The organism is Streptomyces sp. CB01373, from assembly GCF_002803075.1.
In the GTDB taxonomy this organism is placed as follows: domain Bacteria; phylum Actinomycetota; class Actinomycetes; order Streptomycetales; family Streptomycetaceae; genus Streptomyces.
The window spans coordinates 252,204-279,107 of the sequence record NZ_NNBK01000012.1 but is presented as its reverse complement, the minus strand read 5'-3'; the positions used below and the strand labels follow the sequence as shown (position 1 = coordinate 279,107).

The window sequence follows — 26,904 nt, the reverse complement described above, 5'->3', positions numbered from 1 at the left end:
ACGGGGCGAACGTTGCCTGCCGCGGCACTGGCCACGGCTCGCCGGCGCACCGGACGAACGGCCGCCCCACGGGCCCGTGAGTGGTCAGCGGTGGCCGAACTGCGGTGTCCGTCTGTCCACGAAGGCGCTCATGCCCTCCTTCTGGTCGGCCGTCGCGAACACCGCGTGGAACAGCCGCCGTTCGAAGCGGACGCCTTCCGCGAGCGAGGTCTCGAAGGCCCGCCCGACCGCCTCCTTCGCCATCATCGCCACCGGCAGCGACATGGCGGCGACGGTCTCGGCGACGGCCAGTGCCTCGCCGAGCAGGTCGTCGGCGGGGACCACGCGGGAGACCGGCCCGGCGCGCTCCGCCTCCGCCGCGTCCATGGTGCGCCCGGTCAGGCACAGTTCCATGGCCTTGGCCTTGCCGACCGCGCGGGTCAGGCGCTGCGAGCCGCCGATGCCGGGGATCACCCCGAGCTTGATCTCGGGCTGTCCGAAGACGGCCGTGTCCGCGGCGAGCAGGATGTCGCAGAGCATGGCCGGCTCGCAGCCGCCGCCGAGGGCGTAGCCGGCGCTCACCAGGCCACCTCCGCGGTGTTGTCGGGGTTGGCGAGGCCCAGTTCACGGTCGCCGAGTGGGGCGAAGAAGCGGCCTACGTCGGCGTCGGTCACCTCGGCGAGGGTCCCGGGGGACCAGCGCGGGTCGCGGTCCTTGTCGATGACCTGGGCGCGGATGCCCTCCACCAGGTCGGGGCTGCTCAGGGCGGCACAGGAGACGCGGTACTCCTGCTCGAGGACCGTCTCCAGCGATCCGAGAGGGCGGGCGCGGCGCAGGGCGGTGAGGGTCACCTTCAGCGCGGTCGGTGACTTGGTGAGCAGGGTTTGCGCCGCCTCCTTGGCGGCGGGCTCACCGTGGTCGAGCAGCCGGCCCACGATGTCCTCGACCGTCCGCGCGGCATAGCAGGAGTCGATCCACTCCCGCCGCCCCGCCAACTCCCCTTGCGGCACGGGCCGGACATGGCGCGCCAGCACCTCCCACACGGGACTGACGGCGAGGTCGTCGATGAGCGCCGGCAGGAACGCCGACGGGACGTAGTGGTCGGCGAGCCCGCAGAGCAGGGCGTCGCCGGCGCCGATCTGCGCACCGGTCAGCGCGAGATGGGTGCCCAGTTCCCCGGGGGCGAGGGCCAGCAGATGGGTGCCGCCCACGTCGGGGACGAAGCCGATACCGGTCTCGGGCATCGCGATCCGCGAACGCTCGGTGACGACACGGACGCTGCCGTGCGCGGAGACGCCGACGCCGCCGCCCATGACGATGCCGTCCATGACGGCGACGTACGGCTTCGGGTAGCGGGCGATACGGGCGTTGAGGTGGTACTCATCGCGCCAGAAGGCGGCCGAGGCGGTGCCGTTCCCGTCGCGGGCGTCGTCGTGAATGGCGCGGATGTCACCGCCCGCGCACAGGCCGCGCTCCCCCGCGCCGGTGATGACGACGGTCTCCACGGCCGGGTCGTGTTCCCAGTCCGTCAGTGCCTCGTCGATACGGCGCACCATCTCATGGGTGAGGGCGTTGAGGGCCCTGGGCCGGTTGAGGGTGATGTGGGCGGCCCGTCCGGCGGTGTGGAACAGGACGGGTTCCTCGGTGGCGGTCATCCCACCGCCTCCGTCAGGCCGCGGGCCACGATGACACGCATGATCTCGTTGGTTCCTTCCAGGATCTGGTGGACGCACAGGTCACGGACGATCTTCTCAATGCCGTACTCGCTGAGGTAGCCGTAGCCGCCGTGCAGTTGGAGCGCCCGGTCAACGACCGAGTACCCGGCGTCGATGGCGAACTGCTTCGCCATGGCGCACGGGTACGGGGCTTGGCGGTCCCCCGCGCCGAGTGCGCGGGCGGCCTGCTGGTAGATCCACTGGGGCGATCGCACCACATACGACGGGCGCCGGAAAACGACTGTTCCCGGGGGCTCCTACAGTCAACGTATGCGCATCGTCTCCCTGCTGCCCGCCGCGACCGACATCGTCGCCGAACTCGGCCTTTCGGATCAGTTGGCCGGCCGCACCCACGAGTGCGACTGGCCGCCGCGCGAGGTCGCCTCCGTGCCCGTGGTGACCGGGGCGGACCTGGACCAGGACGCGCTCACCAGCCGGGAGATCTCCGACGCCGTCGGCGGGTCGGCGCACTCCGGTTCGTCGCTGTACACGCTGGACACCGAGGCCCTGGCCGCTCTGCGGCCCGACGTGGTGCTCACCCAGGACCTGTGCGACGTGTGCGCGGTGTCGTACGAGAGGGTCAGCCGGACCGTACGGCTGCTCGACGCCGGCACCCGGGTCCTCAGCCTGGAGCCGCGCACGCTCGACGACGTACTGGACTGCCTGGTCACCGTCGGCGACCTGCTCGGCGTGGGTGAGCGCGCGCGCCGGCGCCGGGCCGAGTTGCGAGACCGCCTCGACCGGGTCCGCGGCGCGGTCGCCGGACTCGGCCGGCCCCGGGTGGTGGCGATCGAGTGGCTCGACCCACTGTGGCCCGCCGGGCACTGGGTGCCCGAGCAGATCACCACCGCCGGGGGCGAGCCGCTCCTTGCCGCCCCCGGCGAGCACACCAAGCCGGTGACCTGGGAGGCGGTAAGCGCCGCGCAGCCGGACGTGATCCTGGTCCTGCCGTGCGGCTTTCCTCCCGAACGCACCCTGCGGGAAGCCTCGTTGCTCAGCGGGCTGCCCGGCTGGACGGATCTGCCCGCGGTACGGTCCGGTCGCGTCTGGGTGCTGGACGGCCCGTCCCACTTCAACCGGCCGGGGCCCCGGGTGGTGCGCGGCGCGGAGGTACTCGCCCAGGTCCTGCACGGCGTGCCGGCCGGCGACCCGGTCACGCTGGCGGAGGCCCGGCCGTTCCCCGGCCGGTGACGACGGGACGGTCTCCTCGCGTGTACGGGTCTCCTCGCGTGTACGGGGCTGCTCGGCGTGCTGGACTCCTCGCGCGCGCGGGCGTCCCGGCGCGTCCGTCCTGGCGCGCACGAACCTCAAGAGTCCGTGGTTCGCCGTGGCGGCTTGATGGCGTAGAGGCCGAGGATCTCCGGCAGGGGGGCCACCGTTCCTATGGACTGAGCGGGAGTGAGTCCTGGTGTCAGGGCTCGTGCTCAGCCGTGTGCCCCGAACGGTTGTGGGCACACTGGTCGCCCGCTTTCGCTCCGCGTCCGGGCGGCACGGATCGTGTCCGTGGTCCGGGAATGCGGGGGCGGGGTCCCTCACGCCCCGGGGCATCCGATGCGGCCTGGACGGTCCGATGCCCCACACGATCACTCCGGTCGTGTGGGGGCGGTGCCGTCCGACGCCGGATCGCACATCCCAGGGCGCGCCTTCCGATCGCCACGGCGGCAGCGTCGTGCCGCGTGGGCTTCCTGTTCTTGGTGGTCAGGGGTTTCTGCCAGTGCTGGGCGCCCCAGCGGCTGGTGTAGGCCGGATCGACGGCAACAATGGTGATGCCGAGCTCGGCGGCCATCGACACCAGCCGTGCGCGGAGCCGGGCGGTGGGCAGGCCGGAGATCAGCTTGCGGAACCGCTTGCGGCGGCCGTGCCTCTCCCTAGTCTTCTCATCGGCGAAGTCCAGGCCCTCGATCGCGAGGGCCATGCCGTGCCGCACTGTCCAGTGCAGCAGCCGGATCAGGGCGTGGCGCAGTTGTGCGTCGCGGTGCTGTGCGGTGCCGGTGAGGGTGTAGTCGAATCTGCGGGGCGCGCCGACGGGGTTGCCGTGTGCGTCCAGGCGCCAGGCGGCCAGGTGGTCGGCGTTCATGTCCAGCCCCACCAGCCCGCCCGCACGGGCAGTTTCCAACGGCACGGTCTGCACGGGTGGGTTCTGCCAGGAGGCGGTTACGTACCAGCGGTTCCGGTCCGGGTCGTAGTGGATGCGGTAGGCCACAGCGCGGCCTGCTGTGACGCGGTCGGCCCACTGCTCGCCCCGGTGATGGAAGCGGACGCGGCAAGCGAGTACGTACCGGCCGTGGGGCGCGTTCGCCAGCCCGGCCAGCGCCGCCGGAAGCCGGATACTCACCTCACCCTCCGGCGTGATGCGGATCGTCTCGTTCCCACACGGTTTCCCGGACTCGCCATCGGCCTGCAGGAACCACCGCTGGGCCTGCCACCGCGACCGCCACTGCGCCTCGGTCAGCCCGGCGGCCTCCAGATGATGCCGGCTGTTGAGCAACTTCTTGCCGCCGCGTACCACCCGCACCCGCCCGGCCTCCCAGTCAGCCCGCTCACCGTCCAGCCGGTCCTCAAGTACGTGCAGGCGCCGGGACTTGGCGAACCACTCCTTCCGGGAGCCGTAGCCACCCGGCGCCCCCTTGCAGCCGTTCGCGCCGATGGGCTGGGAGAGCCGGTACGTGATCGTCTCGACGCCCGCCCGCAGACTCTGCATGTGGGCGAGCTGCCCGCGCCGGGCCAGCGCCCACTGATCATGCGTGGCCTTGGTGATACTGCCCGCCCACCGCGACGACGACTGCCCGGTCAACGCCCGCTTGCGCCACGCCCACAGCTCACTGTCATGGCCCAGCCCCGCCGCGCAGCGCACCTTCAGATCGCGGGAGGCCAGCGAGCCGAGCAGACTTCCGGCCTGGCGCAGCACCGTCTCGTCCTGCTCGGTCAGGCCCTTGAGACTGGAGCGTATCGCCACCCCGGACGGACCGGGCACCACGAACGGCGCTGCCACCTCGCGCAACCCGCCCACACCACACCCCCGCCCGATATCGAAGAAGCCCCCACCGCACCCAACGACCACCCCCGGCCGAAGGTCACGCACTCGAAACCAGAACTCCTGCTCGCCCTGCCACGCACTGCCGTCCCACACCGCGCACCGCAACTGCGACGCTCACTTACACACACCAGAACGTGCCCAACCACTGTCGAACGACAGCAGCTCGCAACCCCCGGGCCCCCGGCGCGCACCCAGGCGACGATGTCCTCGGTCGCGTCCGTGTCGTTGACGAGTCCGAGCCAGACCGGCCGCGCGCCGGCCGCCCGGCCCGCGGCGGAGGGCTGGACCACGATGACGTTCGCCTGCTCGCACACGTCGAGGCAGTCGGAGACGCGCATCGGCACCTCCGCGCGCAACCGCGCGGTCTGCGCCGCGTGATCGACCCCGGTCACCTTGGGGCTGCCGCAGCAGCAGTCCCGGCACACGACGACCCGGCACGGCACCGGACCGCTCCCCGCCACGGCACCGTCCGGCGCCTCGTCCGTCGGCATTTCGGGCACGCCGCCCCACTCCCCTCCCGGGGAGATCCGCCCCGGTGTCGATCGAGGAGGCGACCGCGTGAGTCTCCTGGCTCCCGGGTCTTCGCTCGTTCCGCCTTCCCACCCCGTACGAGGCAGTGGCGTTCCGGAACTCGCTCACCGGTCACAGTGGCGGGACCGCGCCGGATTCACACCGGCTTCCTCGGACCGCCGTCGCCTTTTTGTCGCCGGTCATCATCCCATGATCGGTTCCGCCCTCCGCAACGGCCCGTTCCGCTCATCTCTGGCACTGCGGGCACCAGACCGTGCGGCGTCCGCCGACACGGTTCGAGCACAGGGGCCACCCGCAGCGAGGGCACATCGGCTCGCGGTCGTCCCGGTGCCCGGTGAGCCAGGAGCGCCTCGCCGGCACGCACCCGGCACGGACGGACGACTCCAGGACCCGGCCCATCCACGCATGCACACGCCGAAGCGCGGTCTCGCTCAGGTCGCGCACCTGGGTCCGCGGCGCCACCCGGGCCCGCCAGAGGATCTCGTCGCACAGGAGGTTCCCGAGACCCGCGATCACGGACTGGTCCATCAACGCGCTCTTGACGGCACGCCGCCGTCCCGACAGCAGGTCCCGGAACTCCGCTCGGCCCACGGTCAGGGCGTCGAGACCCAGACCGTCCACGATCCGCGCGAGCCGCGCGTCGTCGGCCAACTGCACGCCCTGGAGCTTGCGTTGATCGCGGTAGCGCAGGTGCCGGGCGCCGTCGAGAGTCAGCACGACGCGGTCGTGCGGCGCGAGGGGCTCGTCCGGGGCACAGCACCGCAGCGACCCCGTCATGCCGAAGTGCCAGACCAGTACGGGACCGCTGTCGCCGACCGGCACGAACAACCACTTCCCGTGCCGCCACGCCTCCCCCAGACGCCGGCCTGTCAGCTCCCTTCGCAGCCGCTGCGCGCTGACGCCCCGCAGCACCCCGGTGTCCCGCACCTCGACGTCCGTGACACACCGCTGCCGGCCGCAGGTCATCAGCACCTCGCGGAATCCCTCGACATCCGGCAGTTCGGGCATGCGCTCGCCCCGGCTCTTCGTCGTACGGCCGTCAGGCCGCCGCACGCGAATGGGTACCCACGGAGGGGGCGACCGCACCCGCTCGGCGCCCCGCCCCGAGGCACGATGCCCCGATCGGACGCCCAGTGGTTTGGTCTGCGACCCGACCGGGATACCGATGGCACGTGATCCCGTCCAAGGTCGACGACACGCTGCCCGAGCTGGCTCCCTTCGTCCACGCCGTACAGGGCCGAAGGCCCGACGACGGCACGTGGTGCGAGGCGTGGACCGTGCGCGACATCCTGGTCCACCAGACGGGGAACGCCGAGGAACTGGCCCGGGTGCTGCGAGCGTTCCTCGCGGGCGCACCGGTGGAGACCAGGAGCTTCGCGCGCGAGGCTCCGTACCGGCGGATGTCGGACACCGAGCTCTGGGCGGCGTTCATGACCAACTGTGAACAGCTCACCGAAATCGCGGCGGCCGCGGCGCAGGACCTGTCCCCGGACACGGAAGTGATGTGGACCGGCCGTTCCGTGAAGGTCCCCTTCTTCGCGGAACACATGCGGGAGGAACTGATCCTCCACCGCTGGGACCTGACCGGCGACGACCGGACGGCCGTGCGGTCCCTCAACGAGTCGTGGATGACGGAGCACAGCGTGGTGTCGGTGGGCCGGCCCCTGCTGGTCCGGGGCCGCGCCGGTCTGGACCTGGGCCCCGAGGGGCGGGTCGAGGGCCGCCTGCGCACCCCGGGCACCGACGACATCGTGGTGGCCGCGGACGCCGACGGCGGCACGATCCGGTTCGCCGCCCCGGAGGGCCCGGCCACGATCGAGAGCGACGCGGCCACCCGCCTCCTCCTCCTGTGGGGCCGCCGCCCCGCCGACCCCACCCGCTGGCACAGCACCGCCGGCCCGGAGGCGCTGCGGAGCGTACGGACCCTCCTCGGCGGCTATCGAGTCACGGCTCCCGGACTACCCCACGAACCCGAGGAACTCCGCCCACGCCGGGGAGGCGACCTCGAACCGCAGACCGTCACTCTGCTTGGAGTCGCGTACACGCACAGCTCCGGGAACGAGCGCGACTTCCACGCAGTCGTCACCCTCGGACCCGCTGTAGCTGCTCTTGAACCATTCCAGCTGACTGTCGGTGCTCATAGCGCTCCTCGCATCCGCTGCAACAACTCGGCCGAGTCCGCGGGGGACAGAGCCTGCGAGCGCATCTTGGCATAGCGCATCTGCATCACGCTCACCGCTTCCCGGTCAGAAACCAGTTGCCCGGTCTTCTGCCCCTCCGAGTACCCCAACCACTGGCGCTCCGGGGTCTCAAGAAGCCGCATCGGCCCGTCCGTGCCCGCATGATGGGGTTGCCGCTGCGGCATGATCTGCAGCTCCACGTTCCACGGTTTCGTGCGGAGGAGGAGGTGGTCGAGCAGTTCCCGGGTAACCTCCTCACCTCCGGTGTGCCGCAGCAGCACCGACTCCTCGACGATGAAACTGAACGCGACCGGCGGCCTGCGCGTCAGCAGTTCCTGCCGCGCCAGCCGGGCGGCGATCCGCTCCTCCAACTGCTCCTCCGTCGGCGGAGGCGGCACGTTGAGCATCACCGCGCGCGTGTAGGCCTCGGTCTGGAGCAGTCCCGGCACGACCCGGCACTCGTACGTGCACAGGCTGACCGCCGCCTCCTCCAGCTGCGCCCACTCCCGGAACCAGACCGCCAGCCCGCGCTGCCGTCCCACGTGCCGGGCCACGGCCCGCAGCACACCGAACGACTCCAGCGCGTCCTCCGCCCGCTCGACGAACGTCGCGGAGGGCATCCGCCGCCCCTGCTCCACCGAAGCGACCGAAGCATGCGAGTAGTTGAGCCTCTCGGCCAATTGTTCCTGCGTCAGCAGGGCCCGTTCACGGAAGACCTTCAGGGCCGCCCCGAACGCCTTCATGCTGCCGGACGAATCAAGCGTACTGCCACCACTCGCCATGGCTGAACACCCCCTTGTCACACCGCCGTCACCTCTTGCAACGAGTACAACGGCTCGACGCCGAGGAGTGTATGCACCGGGCCCGCCTGGAACCCGTACACGACGTGGTGTACGGGCGGCGTCACAGCACACGCGCGACCACGCCGCGCATCGCGAAGCCGTCACTGGCGGTCGCGCAGGAAGGCGGGAATCTCCTCGCGGGTGGGGTGGTTGGGCAGGGGCGCCGGCTCGCCTCGGAGGAACGCGGTGATGACGGCTGCGGCCCGGTCGTTGTTGTCGCCCAGTCCGTTCCACATGTGGTGCCCGACTCCGGGCATGTACTGCGTGCGCTGGATGGCGGGGTCATTGGCGAGGATGGTGGTCGCCCACTGGCGAAGCTGCGAGGAACACTCGGCGATCATGAGCATGGCGGGGGTCTCCGAGCGCCTCAATCGCGGTGCGACGGAGGGAGAGTCCTTCACCGTCTGCTGGAGGCGGAGGCTGGCGGCGGGGCTGAAGGAGAAGTTCTGGGGCGTGTCCTCGGGCGGGATGCGGTCCGCGTCGCGCGCGCAGTAGGCGGAAGCCGTGTCGCTGCCGAGGTCAGCGGCGGTGAACGCGTTGTCGCCCTCAGCCTGTCCGATCAACCCGTTGTCGGTGGAGAGGAGGCCGAGCCGCATGAGGCCGAACGCCACGGCGTACCGGGGGATGTGCGTTGACCGTGGTCCCGTCGTGCTCGGTGTGAGGCCGCGCGCGGACAGACGTCCCTTGTGCCCGGTGATCCCCGATGTGGGGCCGTCCATCGGGCCGGGCTCGGCGATGATCGCCCGGTGCAGCCCTGTGGTGACGGAGGGGTCCGCCAGGGCTCGCGTGAGCACGACCGCGCCTGCCGAGAAGCCGAGGACGTCGACCTTGCCCTTGCCCAGACGCTGGATGAAAGCGTCGAGATCTCGGACCGATCTGGAGATCGTGTACTGGTCCATGGGGAGCAGGTCGCTGCGTCCGCCGCCGGCCTGTTCGTAGGCGTAGACGTCGTGGCCCTGGCGTGCCAGGAGTTGCAGGAACCAGTGATCGAGTAGCGATATTCCGCGGACTGGTCCGCCATGGAGGTACACGAGCGGGACGGAGGGTCGGCTGCCCCGGCCTGCGGGCGGGTAGTGGTAGACCGCGACCCTGCTTCCGGTGTTCAGGCTCCAGTGCTGTGTGGCCACGAAGGGCAGGGCGAGCGGATACCGCCGGGTCGTGGGCACGGTCGGAACGCAGACCGACGCCGTCAGTGCCGCCGCGACGACCACTGACAGGAACGGCACGAGTCGAGCCGCCCCGGTCCGGCGGCGGCCCAGCCACAGCGCGGCGACGCAAGCGACGCCCAGGGTCGTCAGCCACGCGACGCTCCCTGAGCGGGCCCCGTCCGTGAGGACGATCAATGCGAGAAAGACAACAGTCAGCGTGGCGACGGCAGTCAGGGCCAGCAGTAAGCGTGCGGCGAAGCGCGCAAGGCGTATGGCGAACGGGGACACGATGGACTCCCAGGTCAAAGTTTCAGAACGCTGTTTCAAAACAACGTTATCAGGGCGGGGTACGCTTCTGGCATGGGTAGGCCGAGGACGAACGACGAGGCGGTCAAAGAGCGGCTCGTGGCATGCGCGACCGAGATACTCGCCACGGGCCCGCGCGAATCGGTCACAGTCCGCGCCGTGGCGGCTGCCGCCGGCACGTCGACGACAGCCGTGTACTCCCTCTTCGGTGGCAAGGACGGACTGATCGAAGCGGTGCGCGACAGAGCTGTCGCCGGCCTGTTCCAGGACCTGTCGGGAGCGCCGGCCTCCGAGGATCCCCTGGCCGACATCTACACCCTGACCGGCACGTACCGGCGATGGGGACACGAACACAGCCACCTGTACACGGTGCTGTTCGGAGGGGCGCAATCCTTCGATCCGTCGGGCGCGGTCGGCACCCATGACCCCATCCGGCCGCTCCTCGCGGCGATCGACCGCGCCGTGGCAGGCTCTCTCCTCGCCGGTGACGCGACGTCCATCGCGCTCTCCTTGTGGGTCACCCTGCACGGGGTTGTGACGCTCGAACTCGCCGGCGCCCTCGACGCCCCCACGGCGGAGGCCGCGTTCCGATCGGCGATGCATGCCACCCTGCGCGGCTGGGCGACACCCACGGTGTTCCGCGACCTCCGCCGCACCGAACTCGTTCTCTGAACAGTGTCAGGAACCGACTTGGAGCCCTTCTGTGACGGCACACCCCGCACACGAGCAGAGCTGGACGATCTACGGTCAACGCCAGCTGGACTACGGCTACTTGCCGCCCGTACCTGACCGTATCGACTGGGGATTCTGGCCCGGCGTGGGTCCCGGGGCCGAGGTCCTCGGAGACATCCGCGGCAAGCGGATCCTGGACGTCGGGTCCGGTCCCGGTCACCACGCCGTCCACCTGGCCCGCGAGTACGGCGCCCTCGTGGACGGCGTCGACCTGTCCCCCACCCAGCACCAGCGTGCGCTGAACACTCACGGCAGCGAGCCCGGAGTACGCTTCCTGTGCGGTGACGTCGCCGAGCATCTGCGTCAGGCAGAGCCGTATGAGGCCGCCTACGGCATCCGCACCTTCGCCTGCGTCGACCCGCGCCACCTGCTACCGGCCCTGCGGGACGGGCTGGTCGACGGCGCGCCCCTCGTCTTCTCCGCCCTCCACACCGACGCCGACGCACAGGGGCCGTCCGAAGAGGTGGCGCCACGCCGGGAATTGATCCGGCTGCGCGACGAGGAGCCCATCCCCACACAGATGTGGGTACTCACTCCGCGGCTCTGGGAAGACCTCCTGACCGAGCACGGTTTCCGGGTGGAAGGGGTCGAACTCCTCACCGCCCCGGACCCCGGTAACCCCGGGATCCTCCAACTCGTCCGGGCCCGACGCCACCGCACGCCCAGCCGACATCCTGTGACCAGTCGCCCACGGACCGCCCGGCCGCCCGTACCGCACGCCGCGATCGGCGTCGGGGCCATCGTGTTCGGCGAACGGGGCCTGCTGCTGGGACGGCACCGGCACGGCACCTGGGAGCTGCCCGGGGGCACCGTCGAGCCCGGCGAGTCCCTCCACGACACCGTCGTACGCGAACTCGCCGAGGAGACCGGACTCGTCACGCGCCCCGAGGACGTGACTCTGCTGGGCACACTCCTCGACCACGTAGATGACGTCGTACGCGTCACCGTCGGCGCCGTCGTCTCCGCCTGGCAGGGCGAGCCTGCCGACCAGCCGAACGAGAGCGTGGGCGACTGGCGCTGGTGGCCCCTGGACCAGCTGCCCCAGGGCCTGTTCGTGTGCAGCGCCCAGATCCTCACGTCCTGGCGCCCCGACCTGCCGCCCATCGCCCACACACCGGCACACTTCACTCCGTACGCGGACGGTTCACCGGCGCCCACGAAGGCGAATGGCACAACCCCGTGAACGGGACTGGATGAGAGGGGAACTGCGACGGCTCGGCTGACCGCCGACGGGGCCTGCCCCCTACCGCGGGGGCCGGCCTGCCCTGCTGACATCGCCAACGCCCTGACGACCATCGGCAGGGCAACATGTTCGTCGCCGAGCTGTACGTCATCACCACACCGAGTAGCCCCTGGCTTTTAAAGGCTTCTAGCCGAATTCGCCGTCACGCACGCCCCGCTGGAACGCCGCCCACTCCTCTGCGGTGAATCGCAGCGGCGGCAGTTCCGTGTTGTTTGAATCACGGACCGCAACCGCTCCGTCGCCGAGGTCTGCGACCTCCACACACGTCTTTGTCCACCTGTTGGTGTAGCTGCTCCTGACCCAGTGCACATCAGTCAGGTCCATTGCGTACAGGTCAACCTTTGCTGCGTCCACCATTGGATCTCCTGTTGATATCGGATCGGACGTTCTCTTTTCAGCATCACCCTGATGGTCCAGATGCGCACCAGAAACGGCAGCAACCCGACAAAACGCCGCCAGCCACGATGCATCCCGCTGTGGTCTTCGCCGGCAGGCCCCGACCACGACCACGACGAGCAGGACGAAGCCGGAGATCATGGCGGCCTGCGCGTTCCGGAGCGACCTCCGCGCCTGACTCGTCGCGATCGCGTGATACCCGCGTTGCGTAATGGTGTGGTTGTGGTGCGCCACCCGCCCACTGGTCCAGACAACAAACAAGCCCCTGGTCTCTTGATACCCCGGCACCAGATTCGAATGATGCACTCATACTTCTTGTGCTACCGAGTGGTGAGAACGAGTCCCCGCCGCTTCCCGGTGAACTTTTCGCCGCCCCCGCACCGTTGATGACGAGTGATCAGGAAGCGCCCGGGGTCGTCCCCCGGGAGGCACACTCAAGCACGAAGAAGGATCATGAACACGGTCACTTCCAGCGGGAACTACACCGTCTCGGTCTTGCAACGGCTCTCGGAGAGAGGCGGTCGTGACGCGATCGTCGCGGGGGAACGGCGGATCAGCGGCGACGAGGCCGTCAGCACGGTCCTGCGCTTCGCCGCGGCCTTACGGGGCAGCGGTCTGGTGGAGGGAGACGGAGTAGCGCTGTTCGTGGAGAACAGTCCGGAAGCGCTGCTGCTCCAGCTGGCCATTCATTTCTCAGGCTGTCGACTGGTCTTCGTTCCGCCGGAGCCCGGCAACGGCGAACTTGAAGCGCTGATCCAGCGCGCTGACGTCAAGATGCTCCTGTTCGACCCGGTCTTCGAGGAGCGGACCCAGCGGATCGCCGGCCGGATCGACATTCCGCATGTCTTCAGCGTCGGCGCATCCTCGAGTGCGGCCGACTTCCTGGCGGCAGCGTCCGACATCGCAGGCTGCTCGCCCGGCGAGGCTGCCGACGGCCGCCACATCGCGACGCTTCTCTACACGGGTGGTACCACCGGACTGCCCAAGCTGGTCGTCCACCGCAGCGGCTACTACGACATCTATGTGCAGGCTTCGAGCGCGTACGCTGCCGACGCCTCGGTCGACACCGCGTTGCTGATATGCACGCTGGTGACACACACCAGCGGCCACGGCGCCTTCCTGCTGGGCGTCCTGAGCGGCCACACCATCGTGCTGCTGAGGACGTTCGATGCCGGCACGGCCCTGTCCGCGATGGCCGGCGAGCGCGTCACCAGGATGGTGATGGTGACGCCCATGCTGTACGAGCTGCTTGACCATCCGGACTGCCACGCGGGCCGTTTCCCGGCGCTGTCGACCCTCCACTACACCGGTGCCGCCGCTTCCCCCGCACGTCTGAGGCAGGCAATCGAACGCTTCGGTCCGGTCCTGCACCAGATCTACGGAGCATCCGAGAACGGACTGGTCACCGAGCTGCCCCCGCAGGAACACGATCTCCAGCGGCCCGAGTCCTTGACCAGCTGCGGGCGTCCAGCGCCGGGAGTCGAAGTGGAGCTGCGGGACGACGAGGGCAAGCCGGTGGCCGTAGGAGAAGTCGGCGAGCTGTATGTGCGTAGCCCCATGGTCATGGAGGGCTACTGGAACGACCCGGAACGCACCGCGGAGGTGCTCGACGGCGAGGGCTGGTTCCGCAGTGGAGACCTCGGGCGCAAGGACGAGGACGGCTATCTGTACCTGGTCGACCGGGCGCGGGACATCATCGTGACGGGCCGCACCGCCGACAACGTCTACTCCCGTCTGCTCGACGACTTCCTCACCGCACAGCCCGCCATCAAGGAGGCCGCGGCCATCGGTCTGCCCGGCGACGACGACACGGAGACCGTGCATGTCGTCCTGGTGCCCCAGGGCCCTGCCGACGTCCCGGACCTTTCCGAGCTGACGCGCGAGATCGTCGACGCCCTTGGAGACCTCTACGCTCCTGCCTCCTACTCGATCGCCGACTCCCTGCCCCGGACGACCGTCGGCAAGACCGACAAGAAGGCTCTCCGCGCGAGCCTGCTGAGGACCCGCGCGTAGGACCACCCGACAGTCCCGCCCGAACGCTGCCCTCGTCCCGGCCCTCGTGCCGGGTCGAGGGCAGCCTTCGGGCGGGGGCAGACGGCTTGACGCCTTGTGGTTCCGCAGCGGCGGCGCAGGCGAGCGCCGGATTACGGATGAGGCCCCTGTGTTCGGCAGGATGGGCGCATGACCGAGATCCTCACACCCCGCCTCCTCCTCCGTACCTGGCACGACGACGACCTCGCGCCGATGGCGGACATCAACGCGGACCCACGGGTCATGCACTGGATCGACGACGGCTCGGTGCGCGACCTGGACCACACGGCCGAGGACATCGAGCGGTGGGAGGAGGAGTGGGACGAGGAGGGCTTCGGACTCTTCGCCGTCGAGCTGCTGGGCTCGGGCGAACTGATCGGCTTCACAGGACTGTCCGTGCCCGAGTTCCTGCCGGAGGTGATGCCCGCCGTGGCGATCAGCTGGCGGATCGGCTCACAGTTCTGGGGCCAGGGATACGCGTCCGAAGCCGCCCACGCCACACTGGAGTTCGCGCTCCAGGACCGCGGCCTGGACCGTGTCATCAGCATCAACCGGGTGGGTGACAACGCCTCCGAGAACGTCATCCGCAAGCTCGGCATGGCGCCCGAGCGGGAGACGGCACACCCGGTGTACGGCTACGCGCTGCGCGTTCACGCCATCGACCTCAGCGAGTTCCAGGCATGAACCGGCCGAGCCGTCGAGCACGACTCGTCCGTGCCGGCGCCCGGTTCGAACGCGGTCAGCTCGTCGAGCGATCCCAGGAGCGGGTGGCATGACCGCCATCGGACTGCGGCCGGCCACCGCCGCCGACGGCGAGTACTGCTTCCAGCTGCACAAGGCCGCCATGGGCGCCCACATCACCCAGATCTGGGGCTGGGACGAACACGCCCAACGCTGCTTCCACACCCGCGCGTTCAGCCCCAGCCGATGGCAGATCATCACCGTCGACGGCGCTGACGCCGGCATGCTCCACATCGAGCACCGGCCCGTGGAGATCTACCTTGCCCGGATCGAACTCCACCCCGACCACCAGGGGCGCGGCATCGGCAGTCGGCTCATCCGCACCCTCCTGCGGCAAGCCCGCAGGCAAGGCCAGGACCTCACCTTGGACGTCCTCGCGGTCAACCAGCGGGCCCATGCCCTCTACCAGCGCATGGGCCTGCACGAAGTCACCCGGCACGGCGAGAACAACATCAAGATCAGGATGTCCAGCCGACCACCTCGGAGCGACCCGATCCCCAGATCTTGACCATGACTCGGTGCCTGCGCGGCGCGCGATCCGGCGACGTGTGACGCTCAGCCCGTCGTGCTCGGAGACGCCCCGTCGGCGCAGTGGTCGTACGCGGACTTCACCGAGGGATACGACGAGCTCAGGGCTATCCGGCTACCCTCGGCGTCATCTTCACAGACGTACCTTCCCGGCGCTGAGGCCGACTTGATCCGCAGTAGCACTTCGTAGGACGAAATCTGTACGTGACGAGTGCTCCCCGCGGCGATGACTCCCAGGCTGTGCTGCTCTGTGCACGCGTTGTCCTCATCGCCGGCGCACCAGAAGACGTGCATGTCTTCGGACGTGTCATTCGTCAGGGCGATCGGGGCGACGTTCTCGGGGTCGGTCGGATCCAGGTTGCAGCCTGCAAGGCAGAGGACCGCCGGACTCAGAAGAACCGCGGTCACGCAACGAGCGACACGGTTGATCAGGAAGTTCACGGTCCCCCACAGGTCGTCACGCGGAGCCGCACCGTATCGCAAGCCCGCCGCGAGGCATCTTGAGCCTCTGCCCGCTGCCGCACAGCGCCCGGGCCTGCCTTGAGTGACCCCCGGGCGTTGTTCGTGTTCTGGTGGTCAGGTGTTCTGGTGCAGGTCGCCGTAGCGCAGGTGGTCGATGAGGGCGAGGAGGAGGAAGAGGTTCGGGATCCTCTTGACCTGCACCTGGGCCCAGGGCAGCTTCTTGCCGGGCTTGCGCAGCACCAGCATTCCCTGGGAGATCTCGACCTTCTCGATCTCCGCCCAGGTCAGGCTGCCCTTCGGCGTGGCCACACCGCTCTGGTTCACCGAGACGGTCCCGTAGGTCAGGGTCCGGCCCTGCTCCAGCCCGGTGAGCAGTCCGGGCAGCTGCGTCCGGGTGATCTCCTGCTGGAGCGCCGGGCCCCAGCGCTCGGGCTCGGCGTAGAACTCGGTCAACTTGAGCTTCGTACCGTCCTCGCGGTGGAGCGTGTAGACGTAGGTGGTCCCGACGTAGACGCCGTTCGCGTACCGCTCGGTTATCTCCTGGAGCGCAGTCAGCGAGTCCCAGCGGAAGACGGAGACCTCGCCGTTCCCTCCCACCTCGGCCAGGCCGTGCTCGAAGAGGTGCAGTCGGCGGGCGGCCTGCTTGCGCGAGAGGTTGGGCGTCCTGAAGGCGAGCCAGAAGAAGTAGACGCCCAAGGGGGGAAGGACCAGGGCGACGATCCCCATGACCAGCGTGCCGGCTATCCGCACTGCGCTGATGCGCTTCGGCAGAAATGTCTCCCGCAGCTGCCCAAGCCCTTCGGTCCCCGGGAGCGCCGTGTGATGGGCTGTTGCCTGCCCGGGGTCCTGCTGAGCGGTGGGTCCTGCCATGAGCCGTGCTCCTCGCCGTAGTGATCAAAGATTCGGCGATCATTGTGCGGCCGGGACCGACGCTTGTACATGTCGGGGTGCCTCTCCGCCGGGTTCGCGCGGCCAACAGCATTCCCTGGGAGATCTCGGCCTTCCCGCATGCGCATGCCCGCCGAAAGGCGGTATGCGTCGAGCCGCGTCCATCATGGAGCAGTGGGCCACGTGAGGAGGGCCATGAGGCGATGACGGTGTTCGCCGTCAACCCGACGGACAGCGCCTCGGTGCTGGCCGCCTTCGGTGCGCTGGGGGTTCTGGTCGTGACCTTCGCCGAGTCGGGTCTGGTCGTGGTCGGCTTCTTCCTTCCCGGTGACACGATGCTGATCCCGGCCGGTGTGCTGTGCGCGCAGACCGACGCCCAGGCGCCACGGATGGCTCTGTGGCAGGTGCTCGTGTGCGGTGCCGTGGGCGCGGTGGCGGGCGGGCAGGTGGGGTTCCTGCTCGGGCGGCGGGGCGGGCGGGCACTGCTGGCCCGCACCTCCAACCGGCGGCTGAAGGAACGGGCCGCGCGGGCGCAGGCACTCCTGACCCGCTACGGGCAGGGCAAGGCGCTGGTGATCGGCCGCTTCATCCCCATGCTGCGGACCGTCCTGCATCCCGCGGCCGGGGCGCTCGGCGTGCCCACGCGGACCTTCACGCTCTGGGCGACCGTCGGAGGCGTGCTCTGGTCCCAGAGCCTGGTGCTGGCCGGATACGGCCTGGGGGCATCGGTTCCGCGCATCGGTGACTACGTCCTGGTCATGGTCGCCGTGCTCGTCGCGCTCTCCCTCGTGCCTCTGCTGGTGCAGGTACTGCGTGCACGGCGCACCCGGCAGCCGCCCTCCCCCTGAGCGGTGTCGCCTACGCCACCGCCTCCCCGGCCACCGCGATCCCCGGCGCGTCCAGCGTCTCCACCGCCTCCCGCGCCTCCCGCGACTCCTCCGCCCGCTGCTCGTACTGCGTCCGGTACAGCTCCGCGTAGCGGCCCTCCGCCGCCAGGAGTTCGTCGTGGGTGCCGCGTTCGACGATCAGTCCGCCCTCGACGACCAGGATGAGGTCGGCGGCCCGCACCGTGGACAGCCGGTGGGCGATCACCACCGCGGTCCGGCCCGCCAGGGCCTCGGCCAGGGCCTCCTGGACGGCGGCCTCCGAGGTGTTGTCGAGGTGGGCGGTGGCTTCGTCGAGGATGACGACCCGCTGGCGGGCCAGCAGCAGCCGGGCGATGGTCATCCGCTGGCGCTCGCCGCCGGACAGGCGGTAGCCGCGCTCGCCGACGACCGTGTCGAGGCCGTCGGGCAGGGAGCGTACGAGGTCGTCGAGGCGGGCCCGGCGCAGGGCGTCCCACAGTTCCGCGTCGGTCGCCGCGGGGCGGGCCAGCAGGAGGTTGGCGCGTACGGAGTCGTGGAAGAGGTGGCCGTCCTGGGTGACCATGCCGAGGGTGGCCCGCAGGGACGCGGAGGTCAGGTCGCGTACGTCGACGCCGCCGATGCGCACGGCACCCTCGTCGGCGTCGTACAGACGCGGCAGCAGTTGCGCGATCGTCGACTTGCCGGCGCCGGAGGAGCCGACGAGGGCGACGGTCTGGCCGGCCTCGGCGCGGAAGGAGACGCCGTGCAGGACCTCGGAGCCGTCTCGGTTGTCGAGGGCGGCGACCTCCTCGAGGGAGGCGAGGGAGACCTTGCCGGCAGAGGGGTAGCCGAAGCGGACGCCGTCGAACTCCACGGCGAGGGGTCCCCCGGGCACCTCGCGGGCGTCCGGCTTCTCCTCGATCAGCGGCTTGAGGTCGAGCACCTCGAAGACCCGTTCGAAGCTGACCAGAGCGCTCATCACCTCCACGCGTGCCCCGGCGAGCGCGGTGAGCGGCGCGTACAGGCGGGTCAGCAGCAGGGCGAGCGACACGACAGCGCCCGGCTCCAGGGTGCCGCGCAGGGCGAAGTACCCGCCGAGGCCGTAGACCAGGGCCAGCGCCAGCGAGGACACCAGGGTGAGCGCGGTGATGAAGGCGGACTGCGCCGTCGCCGTACGGATGCCGATGTCCCGTACGCGGCCGGCGCGGGCCGCGAACTCCTCCGACTCCTGCTCGGGGCGGCCGAAGAGCTTGACCAGGGTGGCGCCGGGGGCGGAGAAGCGCTCGGTCATCCGGGTGCCCATCGCCGCGTTCAGCGTGGCGGCCTCCCGCTGCATACGCGCCATGCGGCTGCCCATCCGCCGGGCCGGCACCACGAACACCGGGAGGAGCACGAGGGCGAGCAGGGTGATCTGCCAGGACAGGGTGAGCATCACGGCGAGGGTGAGCAGCAGCGTGACCACGTTGCTGACGACCCCCGAGAGGGTGTTGCTGAAGGCCCGCTGGGCGCCAATGACGTCGTTGTTTAGCCGGGAGACGAGTGCTCCGGTACGCGTGCGCGTGAAGAACGCCACCGGCATGCGCTGGACGTGGTCGAACACCGCGGTGCGCAGATCGAGGATGAGTCCCTCGCCGAGCGTGGCCGACAGACGTCTGCCGAGGATGCCGAACGCCGCCTCGGCCACCGCGATCAGGGCGATGAGCAGGGCCAGGCGTACGACCGTGCCCTGGTCGCCGCGGGACACGATCACGTCGACGACGCGTCCGGCGAGCACCGGGGTCGCCACCGCGAGCAGCGCGGTCACCACCCCGAGGGCGACGAACCGCGCGATACGGCGGCGGTGGGGGCGGGCGAACGCGCCGATGCGGCGCAGCGTCGCAAGGGCGAGCGGGCGCCGCTCCTGCTGGGCGGTCATGACGCTGTGCAGCTGCGTCCAGGCGGTGGTCTCCATGCTCATGGAGGAGAACCTAGAACCTCAAGCTTCGTTGAGGTCAATGTGCGCACCCCGAAGGCTCCGGCGACTCCGCCTGCCCACCCGCTTCCCGCTCGTAAGGCGCCGTCCTCGGTTCCGCCACCCGGCGTTGACGCGGCGGGGGGAACCTCTCCGGATGTGACCCCGGATGCGACAGCGGTCGAACTCCCCGATCCGCGGCCAGGAAGGCTTCCGCGGCGCCTGCCCGTGCGCCAGGTGCTGTGCCTGCTGCCGGTGCTGCTGGTGGCGGTGGCCGCGGTGCGGCACCGGTCGGTGCTGGCCGAGGGCTTCGCGCACCTGCGCACCGCCGAGTGGCCGTGGCTGCTGGCCGCGGTCGGCACGACCTGCCTGACCTGGGTCGCGGCGGCCGTGACCCGGCAGGGCGCGGTCGTGCAGCGGTTGCCGAGACGGCGGCTGCTCGCCACCCAGTTCGCGGCCGGCGCCGCCAACCACCTGCTGCCGACGGGCCTCGGGGCGAGCGCGGTGAACCTGCGGTTCCTGACGGTGTGCGGGGTCTCCCTGGCCCGGTCCTCCGCCGCGCTCGCGCTGTACATGCTCGCGGAGAGCATCGCCCGGCTGGCCCTGCTCGCCGCGCTGCTGCTCGCGTTCCCGGACGCGCTGCGGCTCGGCGGCCTGTTGCCCTCGGGCATGGCCGGTCCGCTGCTGTACACCGTGGGCGGGGTCCTGGTCGCCGCGACCGGGGTGGCGTTGTGCGTACGGCGGCTGCGCGTGGCGGTGGCCGCGTTCGTGCGCACGGCGCTGAGCGAGGCGCGGTCGGTGCACTCGCGTCCGGCGCGGGCGCTCGCGCTGTGGGGCGGCTCGCTGGCCTTCCCGGCCCTTCAGGCGGTCTCCCTGGTCGCGGTGGGGCGGGCGCTGGCGCTGCCGGTGCCGTCCGTGCACATGGCGCTGGCGTATCTGGCGGCCACCACGGCGGTCGCGCTGGTGCCCACGCCCGGCGGGATCGGTTCGGTGGAGGCGGCGCTCGTCGTGGCGCTGGTGGCGGCGGGCGGGCCGGTCGCGGTCGTCACGGCGGTGGTGGTGGCCTACCGGATCATCACCGTCTGGCTGCCGCTGCTGCCGGGGGCGCTCACGCTGGGGGCGCTGGTCCGGCTGAGGGTCATCTGACCTCTCCCCTCCCCGCGGCTCCGGCTCCCGTACGCCAGTCTCCCGAGTGCCTCCCGTGCGTCTCGCGTGCGAGGTGACCCGGGAGTAACCTGCCCGTCCCAGCACGCAGCAGGAGGGCGACGCCATGCCGGTCCGGATCGAGCGCCAGGGGTACGTCACCACGGTCGTCCTGTCCCGGCCCGGCGTCGCGAACGCGGTGGACGGCCCGACCGCCGGCGAACTCGCCGACACCTTCCGCCGGTTCGAGTCCGACGATGAGGCCAGGGTGGCCGTGCTGTGGGGCGAGGGGGGCACGTTCTGCTCGGGCGCGGACCTGAAGGCGGCCGGGAGTGAACGGGGCAACCGGGTCGCGGAGGACGGCGACGGGCCGATGGGGCCGACCCGGATGCGGCTGTCCAAGCCGGTGATCGCGGCGGTGGCCGGGCATGCCGTGGCGGGCGGACTGGAACTGGCGCTCTGGTGCGATCTGCGGGTGGCGGAGGAGGACGCCGTGTTCGGCGTGTTCTGCCGTCGCTGGGGCGTGCCGCTGATCGACGGCGGCACGGTACGGCTGCCCCGGCTGATCGGCACCAGCCGCGCCATGGACATGATCCTCACCGGGCGTCCGGTCCCGGCCCGCGAGGCGTACGAGACGGGCCTGGTGAACCGGCTCGTGCCCACGGGTCGTGCCCGCGCGGAGGCCGAGTCGCTGGCCGCCCGGCTAGCCGCCTTCCCCCAGGCCTGCCTGCGCGCGGACCGCGCCTCGGTCCTGGAGCAGGAGTCCCTGGACGAGTCGTCGGCCCTGCGCGGGGAACTCCGGCACGGCATGGGCGTACTGGCCGAGGGTCTCCGGGGCGCGGCCCGGTTCGCCGCTGGTGCGGGACGGCACGGCTCGTTCGCGGACGACTGAGCCCGCCCTCCGGAGACGGCCGGGCACTCCCTGCGGAGACAAGTGGGCCCGCGCTCCCGATCCGCGGCGGACCGCTGTCGAGTCGGGGACCGTCACGAGATATCTTGATGTCGAGCAATGTTGCAGACGTGGAGCGGAGCACCCGGTGACTGACTCGACCATCATCTACACACACACTGACGAGGCCCCGGCCCTGGCGACGTATTCCTTCCTGCCGGTGGTCCAGGCGTACGCCTCGCAGGCGGGTGTCGCGGTGGAGACGCGTGACATCTCGCTGGCCGGGCGCATCATCGCCGTGTTCCCGGAGTACCTCGCCGAGGACCAGCGGATCCCGGACGCGCTGACCGAGCTGGGCGAGCTCGCCAAGACGCCCGAGGCCAACATCATCAAGCTGCCGAACATCTCGGCGTCGATCCCTCAGCTCAAGGCCGCGGTCGCCGAGCTTCAGGGCCAGGGCTACGCGCTGCCGGACTACCCGGACGACCCGAAGACCGACGAGGAGCGCGAGATCCGCGCCCGTTACGACAAGGTCAAGGGTTCCGCGGTGAACCCGGTGCTGCGCGAGGGCAACTCCGACCGCCGCGCCCCCGCCTCGGTGAAGAACTACGCCAAGACCCACCCGCACCGCATGGGCGCCTGGACCTCCGAGTCCAAGACCGATGTGGCGACCATGGGCGTCGACGACTTCCGCTCCACCGAGAAGTCCGCGGTGATCGCCGAGGACGGCGCGCTGCGCATCGAGCTGAAGGGCGACGACGGCTCCACCACCGTGCTGCGCGAGTCCGTGCCCGTCCTCAAGGGCGAGGTCGTGGACGCCTCCGTGATGCGCGTCGCCGCGCTGCGCGAGTTCCTGACCGCGCAGGTGGCCCGCGCCAAGCAGGAGGGCGTCCTGTTCTCCGTGCACCTGAAGGCCACGATGATGAAGGTCTCCGACCCGATCGTCTTCGGTCACGTGGTGCGCGCCTTCTTCCCGAAGACGTTCGCGCAGTACGGCGAGGCGTTCGCCGCGGCCGGCCTGACCCCGAACGACGGTCTGGGCGGCATCTACAAGGGCCTGGAGAACCTCCCCGAGGGCGCCGCGATCAAGGCCTCCTTCGACGCCGAGCTCGCCGAGGGCCCGGAGCTGGCCATGGTCGACTCCGACAAGGGCATCACCAACCTGCACGTCCCCTCCGACGTGATCGTCGACGCCTCCATGCCCGCCATGATCCGCACCTCCGGCCACATGTGGGGCCCGGACGGCCAGGAGCACGACACCCTCGCGGTCATCCCGGACTCCAGCTACGCGGGCGTCTACCAGGCTGTGATCGACGACTGCCGCGCCCACGGCGCCTACGACCCGTCGACCATGGGCTCGGTCCCGAACGTGGGCCTGATGGCGCAGAAGGCCGAGGAGTACGGCAGCCACGACAAGACGTTCGAGATCCCGGTCACCGGCACCGTCCGCCTGGTCGACCAGGCCGGCGACGCCGTGCTGGAGCTGACCGTCTCGGCCGGTGACATCTTCCGCGCCTGCCAGACCAAGGACGCCCCGATCAAGGACTGGGTGAAGCTGGCCGTCACCCGCGCCCGCGCCACCGGCGACCCGGCCGTGTTCTGGCTGGACGCGGGCCGCGCCCACGACGCCAACCTGATCGCCAAGGTCGAGCAGTACCTGCCGGAGCACGACACCGAGGGCCTGGACATCAAGATCCTGTCCCCGGTCGAGGCGACGAAGCTGTCGGTGGAGCGCATCCGCCGCGGTGAGAACACCATCTCGGTCACCGGCAACGTGCTGCGCGACTACCTCACCGACCTGTTCCCGATCCTGGAGCTGGGCACCAGCGCCAAGATGCTCTCCGTGGTCCCGCTGATGGCGGGCGGCGGCCTGTTCGAGACGGGCGCCGGCGGCTCCGCGCCGAAGCACGTGCAGCAGCTCGTCAAGGAGGACTACCTGCGCTGGGACTCCCTGGGCGAGTTCTTCGCCCTGGTGCCGTCCCTGGAGCAGTACGCCGAGGCCACCGGCAACGCCCGCGCCAAGGTGCTCGCCGACACCCTCGACCGGGCCACGGCGACCTTCCTCGACGAGGACAAGTCCCCGACCCGTCGCGTCGGCGGCATCGACAACCGCGGCAGCCACTTCTACCTGTCCATGTACTGGGCGCAGGAGCTGGCGCAGCAGACCGACGACGCCGGTCTGGCGAAGGCGTTCGCGCCGCTTGCCGAGACCCTCGCCACGAACGAGCAGAAGATCGTCGAGGAGCTGGTCGCCGTCCAGGGCAAGCCGGCCGAGATCGGCGGCTACTACCAGCCCGACCCGGCCAAGGCCGCCGAGGTCATGCGCCCCTCGGCCACCTGGAACGAGGCTCTGGCCGCCTTCTGAGCCGACCCGGGCCCCGGCACCTCGCCGGGCCCGGTGGTCCTCACCGCTCCGCCCCGACCGGCACTCCGCCGGCCGGGGCGGAGCCCTTTTGTGACGGCTGCGTGTCATCCCCGCTCCGGTGCTGGTGCGCCGCGGGGCCCTGTGCTTACCTGGATCGCATGATCGCGCTCGTGAGCCGCCGCCACGTCGACTACGGACGTGTCACCAGCACGGGTTGTCGCCTCGCCGGCTGACATGCCCCGAGGCTGACAGGCAAACTTTCCTCTTCCTCTCGCAGGTCCCTCACGCGTTCCCGCATGCCCTGGGACGCTCCTCGCCGGCACTGCGCGCGTCGCGCCCGGAGCCCGGGACCTGCGGCCTCCCGCGCCACCGCACTCCGTACGAGGAGCACCATGAGCGACCCCACGCAGCCCATCGACGCCGTCACCGCCGGTCACACGCCCGACGAGGCGCCCGCCGGACCCGACACCTCCGCCTGGTCGTTCGAGACCAGGCAGGTCCACGCCGGGGCCACGCCCGATCCGGCGACCGGCGCGCGGGCGACGCCGATCTACCAGACCACCTCGTTCGTCTTCCGGGACACCCGGCACGCCGCCGACCTGTTCTCGCTCGCCGAACCCGGCAACATCTACACCCGCATCCACAACCCCACCCAGGACGTCTTCGAGCAGCGGATCGCGGCGCTCGAGGGCGGGGTCGCCGCGGTGGCACTGTCCTCCGGGCAGGCCGCGGAGACGCTCGCGCTGCTGACGGTCGCGCGCGCCGGCGACCACGTCGTCTCCAGTACGTCGCTGTACGGCGGCACCTACAACCTGTTCCGGCACACCCTGCCGAAGTTCGGCATCGAGGTGTCGTTCGTGGACGACCCCGACGACCCGGACGCCTGGCGGGCGGCGATCCGCCCCGACACCAAGGCACTGTTCGCGGAGACGCTGGGCAATCCGCGCGGCAACGTGCTGGACGTGCGCGCGGTCGCCGACGTGGCGCACGCGGCGGGCGTGCCGCTGATCGTGGACAACACGGTGCCCACGCCCTACCTGCTGCGCCCGATCGAGCACGGCGCGGACGTCGTGGTGCACTCGGCGACCAAGTTCCTCGGCGGGCACGGCACCGCGATCGCGGGGGTCGTGGTGGACGGCGGCACCTTCGACTTCGGCGCGCACGCCGACCGCTTCCCGGACTTCACCGAGCCCGACCCCAGTTACCACGGTCTGCGCTACTGGCCGGCGCTCGGGCCCGGCGCGTTCGCCGCCAAGCTGCGGGTGCAGCTGCTGCGCGACCTGGGCCCCGCGCTGTCCCCGCACTCGGCGTTCCTGCTGCTCCAGGGCGTGGAGACGCTGAGCCTGCGCATCGAGCGGCACTCCGCCAACGCGCAGGCCCTCGCGGAGTGGCTGGAGCGGCGCGACGAGGTGTCGGCGGTGCACTACGCGGGACTTCCCTCCAGCCCCTGGTACGAGGCGGGGCGCAGGTATCTGCCGCGGGGCGCGGGCGCGGTGGTCTCCTTCGAGCTGCGCGACGGGGTCGAGGCGGGCAAGCGGTTCGTGGACGGGGTGGAGCTGTTCAGCCACCTCGCCAACATCGGCGACGTGCGGAGTTTGATCATCCACCCGGCGTCGACCACGCACAGCCAGCTGGACGAGGAGCAGTTGGCGGCGACCGGGGCCGCGCCGGGCCTGGTGCGGCTGTCGGTCGGCATCGAGAGTGTCGTGGACCTCAAGGCCGATCTGGAGGCCGGTTTCCGCGCGGCCAAGGCGGCGTCCTGAACAGCGTGCTCACCTCCCCCGCGGACGCGCTCCCCCGCCCGCCGGCCTCCGGGGCCTGGCGGGCGGGGGACCCGCCGGGGCGCCGTCGGTGGCACGTGCCGCGCAGGCCGCTGCCGCTGGAGGCGGGGGGTGAACTCCCGGGCGGACGGATGGCGTTCGAGACGTGGGGCCGCCTGGCCCCGGACGGCTCCAACGCGGTGCTGGTGCTGCACGCGCTCACCGGTGACAGTCATGTCACCGGGCCGGCCGGGCCCGGTCATCCCACGCCGGGCTGGTGGGAGGGGCTGGTCGGGCCGGGCCGGGCGCTGGACACCGACCGGTGGTTCGTCGTGGCGCCGAACGTGCTGGGCGGCTGCCAGGGCAGTACGGGACCGGCCTCGCCGCGGCCCGACGGCAAGCGGTGCTGGGGCGGGGCCTTCCCGTTCCTGACCCCGCGGGACCAGGTGGCGGCCGAACGGGACCTGGCGGACGCGCTCGGCGTCGAGAGGTGGGCCCTGGTGGCCGGCGGCTCGATGGGCGGGATGCGCGCCCTGGAATGGGCGGTTTCGTATCCGGAGCGTACGGGCGCCCTGCTGCTGCTCGCCACGACGTCGGCGGCGAGCGCGGAGCAGATCGCCTGGGCGAACGTCCAGGTGCACGCCATCCGCAGCGATCCGCACTGGCGCGGCGGCGACTACCACGACACCGGCCGCGGACCGCACGCCGGTCTGGGTCTCGCCCGCCGGCTGGCCCATGTCACCTACCGCAGCGAGCCCGAACTCCAGCTCCGTTTCGGCCGCTCGTCGCAGGGTGCGGAGCACCCGTGGCACGGCGGCCGCTACCAGGTGGAGTCCTACCTCGACCACCACGCGGGCAAGCTGGTGCGGCGGTTCGACGCGGCCAGCTACGTCGTGCTGACCGAGGCGATGAACGCCCACGACGCCGGCCGTGCCCGGGGCGGTGTGCGCGCCGCCCTGCGCCGGGTGACCGCCCCCACGGTGGTGGCCGGGGTCGACTCCGACCGCCTCTACCCGCTCGCCCAGCAGGCCGAGTTGGCCGACTGCATCCCGGGCGCCGACCGGCTCCGGGTGATCGAGTCGCCGTACGGCCACGACGGCTTCCTGATCGAGACGGAGCAGGTGGGAGGGCTGGTCCGGGAGCTCCTGGGGGCCGGCTGAGCCGCGTTGTCAGTGGGGTGCGGCAGGATCAG

Annotated in this window: 22 protein-coding genes, 4 pseudogenes and 1 riboswitch; of the genes and pseudogenes, 13 read left to right on the top strand and 13 right to left on the bottom strand. The window is 70.9% G+C overall.

Going from position 1 to position 26,904, the window contains the following annotated elements:
• Positions 1-84: 84 nt before the first annotated feature.
• From CG719_RS20785 to CG719_RS20775, 3 genes and pseudogenes are all read right to left on the bottom strand, one after another.
• Positions 85-555 (bottom strand): annotated as a pseudogene (locus tag CG719_RS20785) (enoyl-CoA hydratase-related protein); the annotation flags it as partial.
• 2 nt (positions 556-557) lie between these two features.
• Positions 558-1,634 (bottom strand): enoyl-CoA hydratase/isomerase family protein, encoded by a 1,077-nt coding sequence (locus CG719_RS20780; protein ID WP_100570169.1) that lies wholly within the window; start codon positions 1,632-1,634, stop codon positions 558-560.
• Positions 1,631-1,891 (bottom strand): annotated as a pseudogene (locus tag CG719_RS20775) (acyl-CoA dehydrogenase family protein); the annotation flags it as partial. The pseudogene CG719_RS20775 and the gene CG719_RS20780, both read right to left, overlap by 4 nt.
• Positions 1,892-1,964: 73 nt before the next feature.
• Here CG719_RS20775 and CG719_RS20770 point away from each other — a divergent pair.
• Entirely contained in the window at positions 1,965-2,885 is a 921-nt protein-coding gene (locus tag CG719_RS20770; RefSeq protein WP_100570168.1) for a cobalamin-binding protein, read from the top strand.
• Positions 2,886-3,105: 220 nt separating this feature from the next.
• Here the strand turns inward: CG719_RS20770 and CG719_RS20765 are convergent, their stop codons facing one another.
• From CG719_RS20765 to CG719_RS20755, 3 genes and pseudogenes are all read right to left on the bottom strand, one after another.
• On the bottom strand, positions 3,106-4,704 hold the full coding sequence (locus CG719_RS20765) for a transposase (RefSeq protein WP_199836703.1): 1,599 nt from the start codon (positions 4,702-4,704) through the stop codon (positions 3,106-3,108).
• A gap of 191 nt (positions 4,705-4,895) precedes the next feature.
• A pseudogene (locus CG719_RS36565) lies at positions 4,896-5,222 on the bottom strand ((2Fe-2S) ferredoxin domain-containing protein); the annotation flags it as partial.
• A gap of 69 nt (positions 5,223-5,291) precedes the next feature.
• Positions 5,292-5,414: riboswitch (cobalamin riboswitch) on the bottom strand.
• A gap of 73 nt (positions 5,415-5,487) precedes the next feature.
• Entirely contained in the window at positions 5,488-6,270 is a 783-nt protein-coding gene (locus CG719_RS20755) for an Fpg/Nei family DNA glycosylase (RefSeq protein WP_100570167.1), read from the bottom strand.
• Positions 6,271-6,395: 125 nt separating this feature from the next.
• Between CG719_RS20755 and CG719_RS36560 the strand changes: the two are divergent.
• A pseudogene (locus CG719_RS36560) lies at positions 6,396-6,833 on the top strand (maleylpyruvate isomerase N-terminal domain-containing protein); the annotation flags it as partial.
• 387 nt (positions 6,834-7,220) lie between these two features.
• Here the strand turns inward: CG719_RS36560 and CG719_RS20745 are convergent.
• The 3 genes from CG719_RS20745 to CG719_RS20735 all read right to left on the bottom strand — a co-directional run bounded on the left by CG719_RS20745 (position 7,221) and on the right by CG719_RS20735 (position 9,720).
• A complete protein-coding gene (locus CG719_RS20745; protein ID WP_100570342.1) occupies positions 7,221-7,403 on the bottom strand; it encodes a DUF397 domain-containing protein in 183 nt (60 codons plus the stop codon).
• Positions 7,400-8,224, bottom strand: a complete 825-nt coding sequence (locus CG719_RS20740; RefSeq protein WP_100570166.1) for a helix-turn-helix domain-containing protein — start codon at positions 8,222-8,224, stop codon at positions 7,400-7,402. Before CG719_RS20740 ends, CG719_RS20745 begins: the two co-directional genes overlap by 4 nt.
• Before the next feature lie 161 nt (positions 8,225-8,385).
• Positions 8,386-9,720, bottom strand: coding sequence for an alpha/beta hydrolase (locus tag CG719_RS20735; RefSeq protein WP_234375678.1), 1,335 nt, complete (start codon positions 9,718-9,720; stop codon positions 8,386-8,388).
• Between the two features lie 72 nt (positions 9,721-9,792).
• Between CG719_RS20735 and CG719_RS36555 the strand changes: the two genes are divergently transcribed.
• Both CG719_RS36555 and CG719_RS20725 read left to right on the top strand, forming a co-directional pair.
• Positions 9,793-10,410, top strand: coding sequence for a TetR/AcrR family transcriptional regulator (locus tag CG719_RS36555; RefSeq protein ID WP_234375677.1), 618 nt, complete (start codon positions 9,793-9,795; stop codon positions 10,408-10,410).
• 31 nt (positions 10,411-10,441) lie between these two features.
• Positions 10,442-11,653 (top strand): bifunctional class I SAM-dependent methyltransferase/NUDIX hydrolase, encoded by a 1,212-nt coding sequence (locus CG719_RS20725; RefSeq protein WP_234375676.1) that lies wholly within the window; start codon positions 10,442-10,444, stop codon positions 11,651-11,653.
• 186 nt (positions 11,654-11,839) lie between these two features.
• Here CG719_RS20725 and CG719_RS36550 read toward each other — a convergent pair whose 3' ends face one another.
• Positions 11,840-12,415 (bottom strand): DUF397 domain-containing protein, encoded by a 576-nt coding sequence (locus tag CG719_RS36550; protein ID WP_234375675.1) that lies wholly within the window; start codon positions 12,413-12,415, stop codon positions 11,840-11,842.
• A 147-nt stretch (positions 12,416-12,562) separates the two neighbouring features.
• Here CG719_RS36550 and CG719_RS20715 point away from each other — a divergent pair, with 147 nt between their 5' ends.
• From CG719_RS20715 to CG719_RS20705, 3 genes are all read left to right on the top strand, one after another.
• Entirely contained in the window at positions 12,563-14,122 is a 1,560-nt protein-coding gene (locus CG719_RS20715; protein ID WP_100570163.1) for an AMP-binding protein, read from the top strand.
• A 168-nt stretch (positions 14,123-14,290) separates the two neighbouring features.
• A complete protein-coding gene (locus CG719_RS20710) occupies positions 14,291-14,824 on the top strand; it encodes a GNAT family N-acetyltransferase (protein ID WP_100570162.1) in 534 nt (177 codons plus the stop codon).
• An 88-nt stretch (positions 14,825-14,912) separates the two neighbouring features.
• Positions 14,913-15,389 carry a GNAT family N-acetyltransferase gene (locus CG719_RS20705; protein WP_100570161.1) on the top strand — a complete coding sequence of 159 codons (477 nt, stop codon included), beginning with the start codon at positions 14,913-14,915 and terminating at the stop codon, positions 15,387-15,389.
• A gap of 47 nt (positions 15,390-15,436) precedes the next feature.
• Here CG719_RS20705 and CG719_RS20700 read toward each other — a convergent pair whose 3' ends face one another.
• Both CG719_RS20700 and CG719_RS20695 read right to left on the bottom strand, forming a co-directional pair.
• Positions 15,437-15,850 (bottom strand): hypothetical protein, encoded by a 414-nt coding sequence (locus tag CG719_RS20700; protein ID WP_159024911.1) that lies wholly within the window; start codon positions 15,848-15,850, stop codon positions 15,437-15,439.
• Positions 15,851-15,985: 135 nt separating this feature from the next.
• Positions 15,986-16,621 carry a DUF6585 family protein gene (locus tag CG719_RS20695; protein ID WP_100570159.1) on the bottom strand — a complete coding sequence of 212 codons (636 nt, stop codon included), beginning with the start codon at positions 16,619-16,621 and terminating at the stop codon, positions 15,986-15,988.
• A 347-nt stretch (positions 16,622-16,968) separates the two neighbouring features.
• Here CG719_RS20695 and CG719_RS20690 point away from each other — a divergent pair, with 347 nt between their 5' ends.
• Entirely contained in the window at positions 16,969-17,607 is a 639-nt protein-coding gene (locus CG719_RS20690) for a DedA family protein (protein ID WP_100570339.1), read from the top strand.
• A 10-nt stretch (positions 17,608-17,617) separates the two neighbouring features.
• On the opposite strand, the gene CG719_RS20680 is transcribed toward CG719_RS20690, so the two are convergent.
• The gene (locus tag CG719_RS20680; RefSeq protein ID WP_234375695.1) at positions 17,618-19,555 is read right to left on the bottom strand and encodes an ABC transporter ATP-binding protein; all 1,938 of its coding nucleotides are present in this window, start codon (positions 19,553-19,555) and stop codon (positions 17,618-17,620) included.
• 228 nt (positions 19,556-19,783) lie between these two features.
• On the opposite strand from CG719_RS20680, the gene CG719_RS20675 reads away from it, so the two are divergent.
• From CG719_RS20675 to metX, 5 genes are all read left to right on the top strand, one after another.
• Entirely contained in the window at positions 19,784-20,701 is a 918-nt protein-coding gene (locus tag CG719_RS20675; RefSeq protein WP_100570158.1) for a lysylphosphatidylglycerol synthase transmembrane domain-containing protein, read from the top strand.
• 124 nt (positions 20,702-20,825) lie between these two features.
• On the top strand, positions 20,826-21,590 hold the full coding sequence (locus CG719_RS20670) for a crotonase/enoyl-CoA hydratase family protein (protein ID WP_100570157.1): 765 nt from the start codon (positions 20,826-20,828) through the stop codon (positions 21,588-21,590).
• A gap of 145 nt (positions 21,591-21,735) precedes the next feature.
• Positions 21,736-23,952 carry an NADP-dependent isocitrate dehydrogenase gene (locus CG719_RS20665; RefSeq protein ID WP_100570156.1) on the top strand — a complete coding sequence of 739 codons (2,217 nt, stop codon included), beginning with the start codon at positions 21,736-21,738 and terminating at the stop codon, positions 23,950-23,952.
• A gap of 392 nt (positions 23,953-24,344) precedes the next feature.
• Complete coding sequence (locus CG719_RS20660) at positions 24,345-25,715, top strand: bifunctional o-acetylhomoserine/o-acetylserine sulfhydrylase (protein ID WP_100570155.1); 1,371 nt, start codon at positions 24,345-24,347, stop codon at positions 25,713-25,715.
• The gene (gene metX, locus CG719_RS20655; RefSeq protein ID WP_100570338.1) at positions 25,712-26,872 is read left to right on the top strand and encodes a homoserine O-acetyltransferase MetX; all 1,161 of its coding nucleotides are present in this window, start codon (positions 25,712-25,714) and stop codon (positions 26,870-26,872) included. Before CG719_RS20660 ends, metX begins: the two co-directional genes overlap by 4 nt.
• Positions 26,873-26,904: the final 32 nt, after the last annotated feature.

Bases quoted from the DNA above. Each gene is read 5' to 3' on its own strand.
- CG719_RS20740 (WP_100570166.1), bottom strand. From the start codon at position 8,224: ATGGCGAGTGGTGGCAGTACGCTTGATTCGTCCGGCAGCATGAAGGCG.
- CG719_RS20755 (WP_100570167.1), bottom strand. From the start codon at position 6,270: ATGCCCGAACTGCCGGATGTCGAGGGATTCCGCGAGGTGCTGATGACC.
- CG719_RS20670 (WP_100570157.1), top strand. From the start codon at position 20,826: ATGCCGGTCCGGATCGAGCGCCAGGGGTACGTCACCACGGTCGTCCTG.
- CG719_RS20780 (WP_100570169.1), bottom strand. From the start codon at position 1,634: ATGACCGCCACCGAGGAACCCGTCCTGTTCCACACCGCCGGACGGGCC.
- CG719_RS20770 (WP_100570168.1), top strand. From the start codon at position 1,965: ATGCGCATCGTCTCCCTGCTGCCCGCCGCGACCGACATCGTCGCCGAA.
- CG719_RS20745 (WP_100570342.1), bottom strand. From the start codon at position 7,403: ATGAGCACCGACAGTCAGCTGGAATGGTTCAAGAGCAGCTACAGCGGG.
- CG719_RS20660 (WP_100570155.1), top strand. From the start codon at position 24,345: ATGAGCGACCCCACGCAGCCCATCGACGCCGTCACCGCCGGTCACACG.
- CG719_RS20680 (WP_234375695.1), bottom strand. From the start codon at position 19,555: ATGGAGACCACCGCCTGGACGCAGCTGCACAGCGTCATGACCGCCCAG.
- CG719_RS20705 (WP_100570161.1), top strand. From the start codon at position 14,913: ATGACCGCCATCGGACTGCGGCCGGCCACCGCCGCCGACGGCGAGTAC.
- CG719_RS36555 (WP_234375677.1), top strand. From the start codon at position 9,793: ATGGGTAGGCCGAGGACGAACGACGAGGCGGTCAAAGAGCGGCTCGTG.
- CG719_RS20715 (WP_100570163.1), top strand. From the start codon at position 12,563: ATGAACACGGTCACTTCCAGCGGGAACTACACCGTCTCGGTCTTGCAA.
- CG719_RS20710 (WP_100570162.1), top strand. From the start codon at position 14,291: ATGACCGAGATCCTCACACCCCGCCTCCTCCTCCGTACCTGGCACGAC.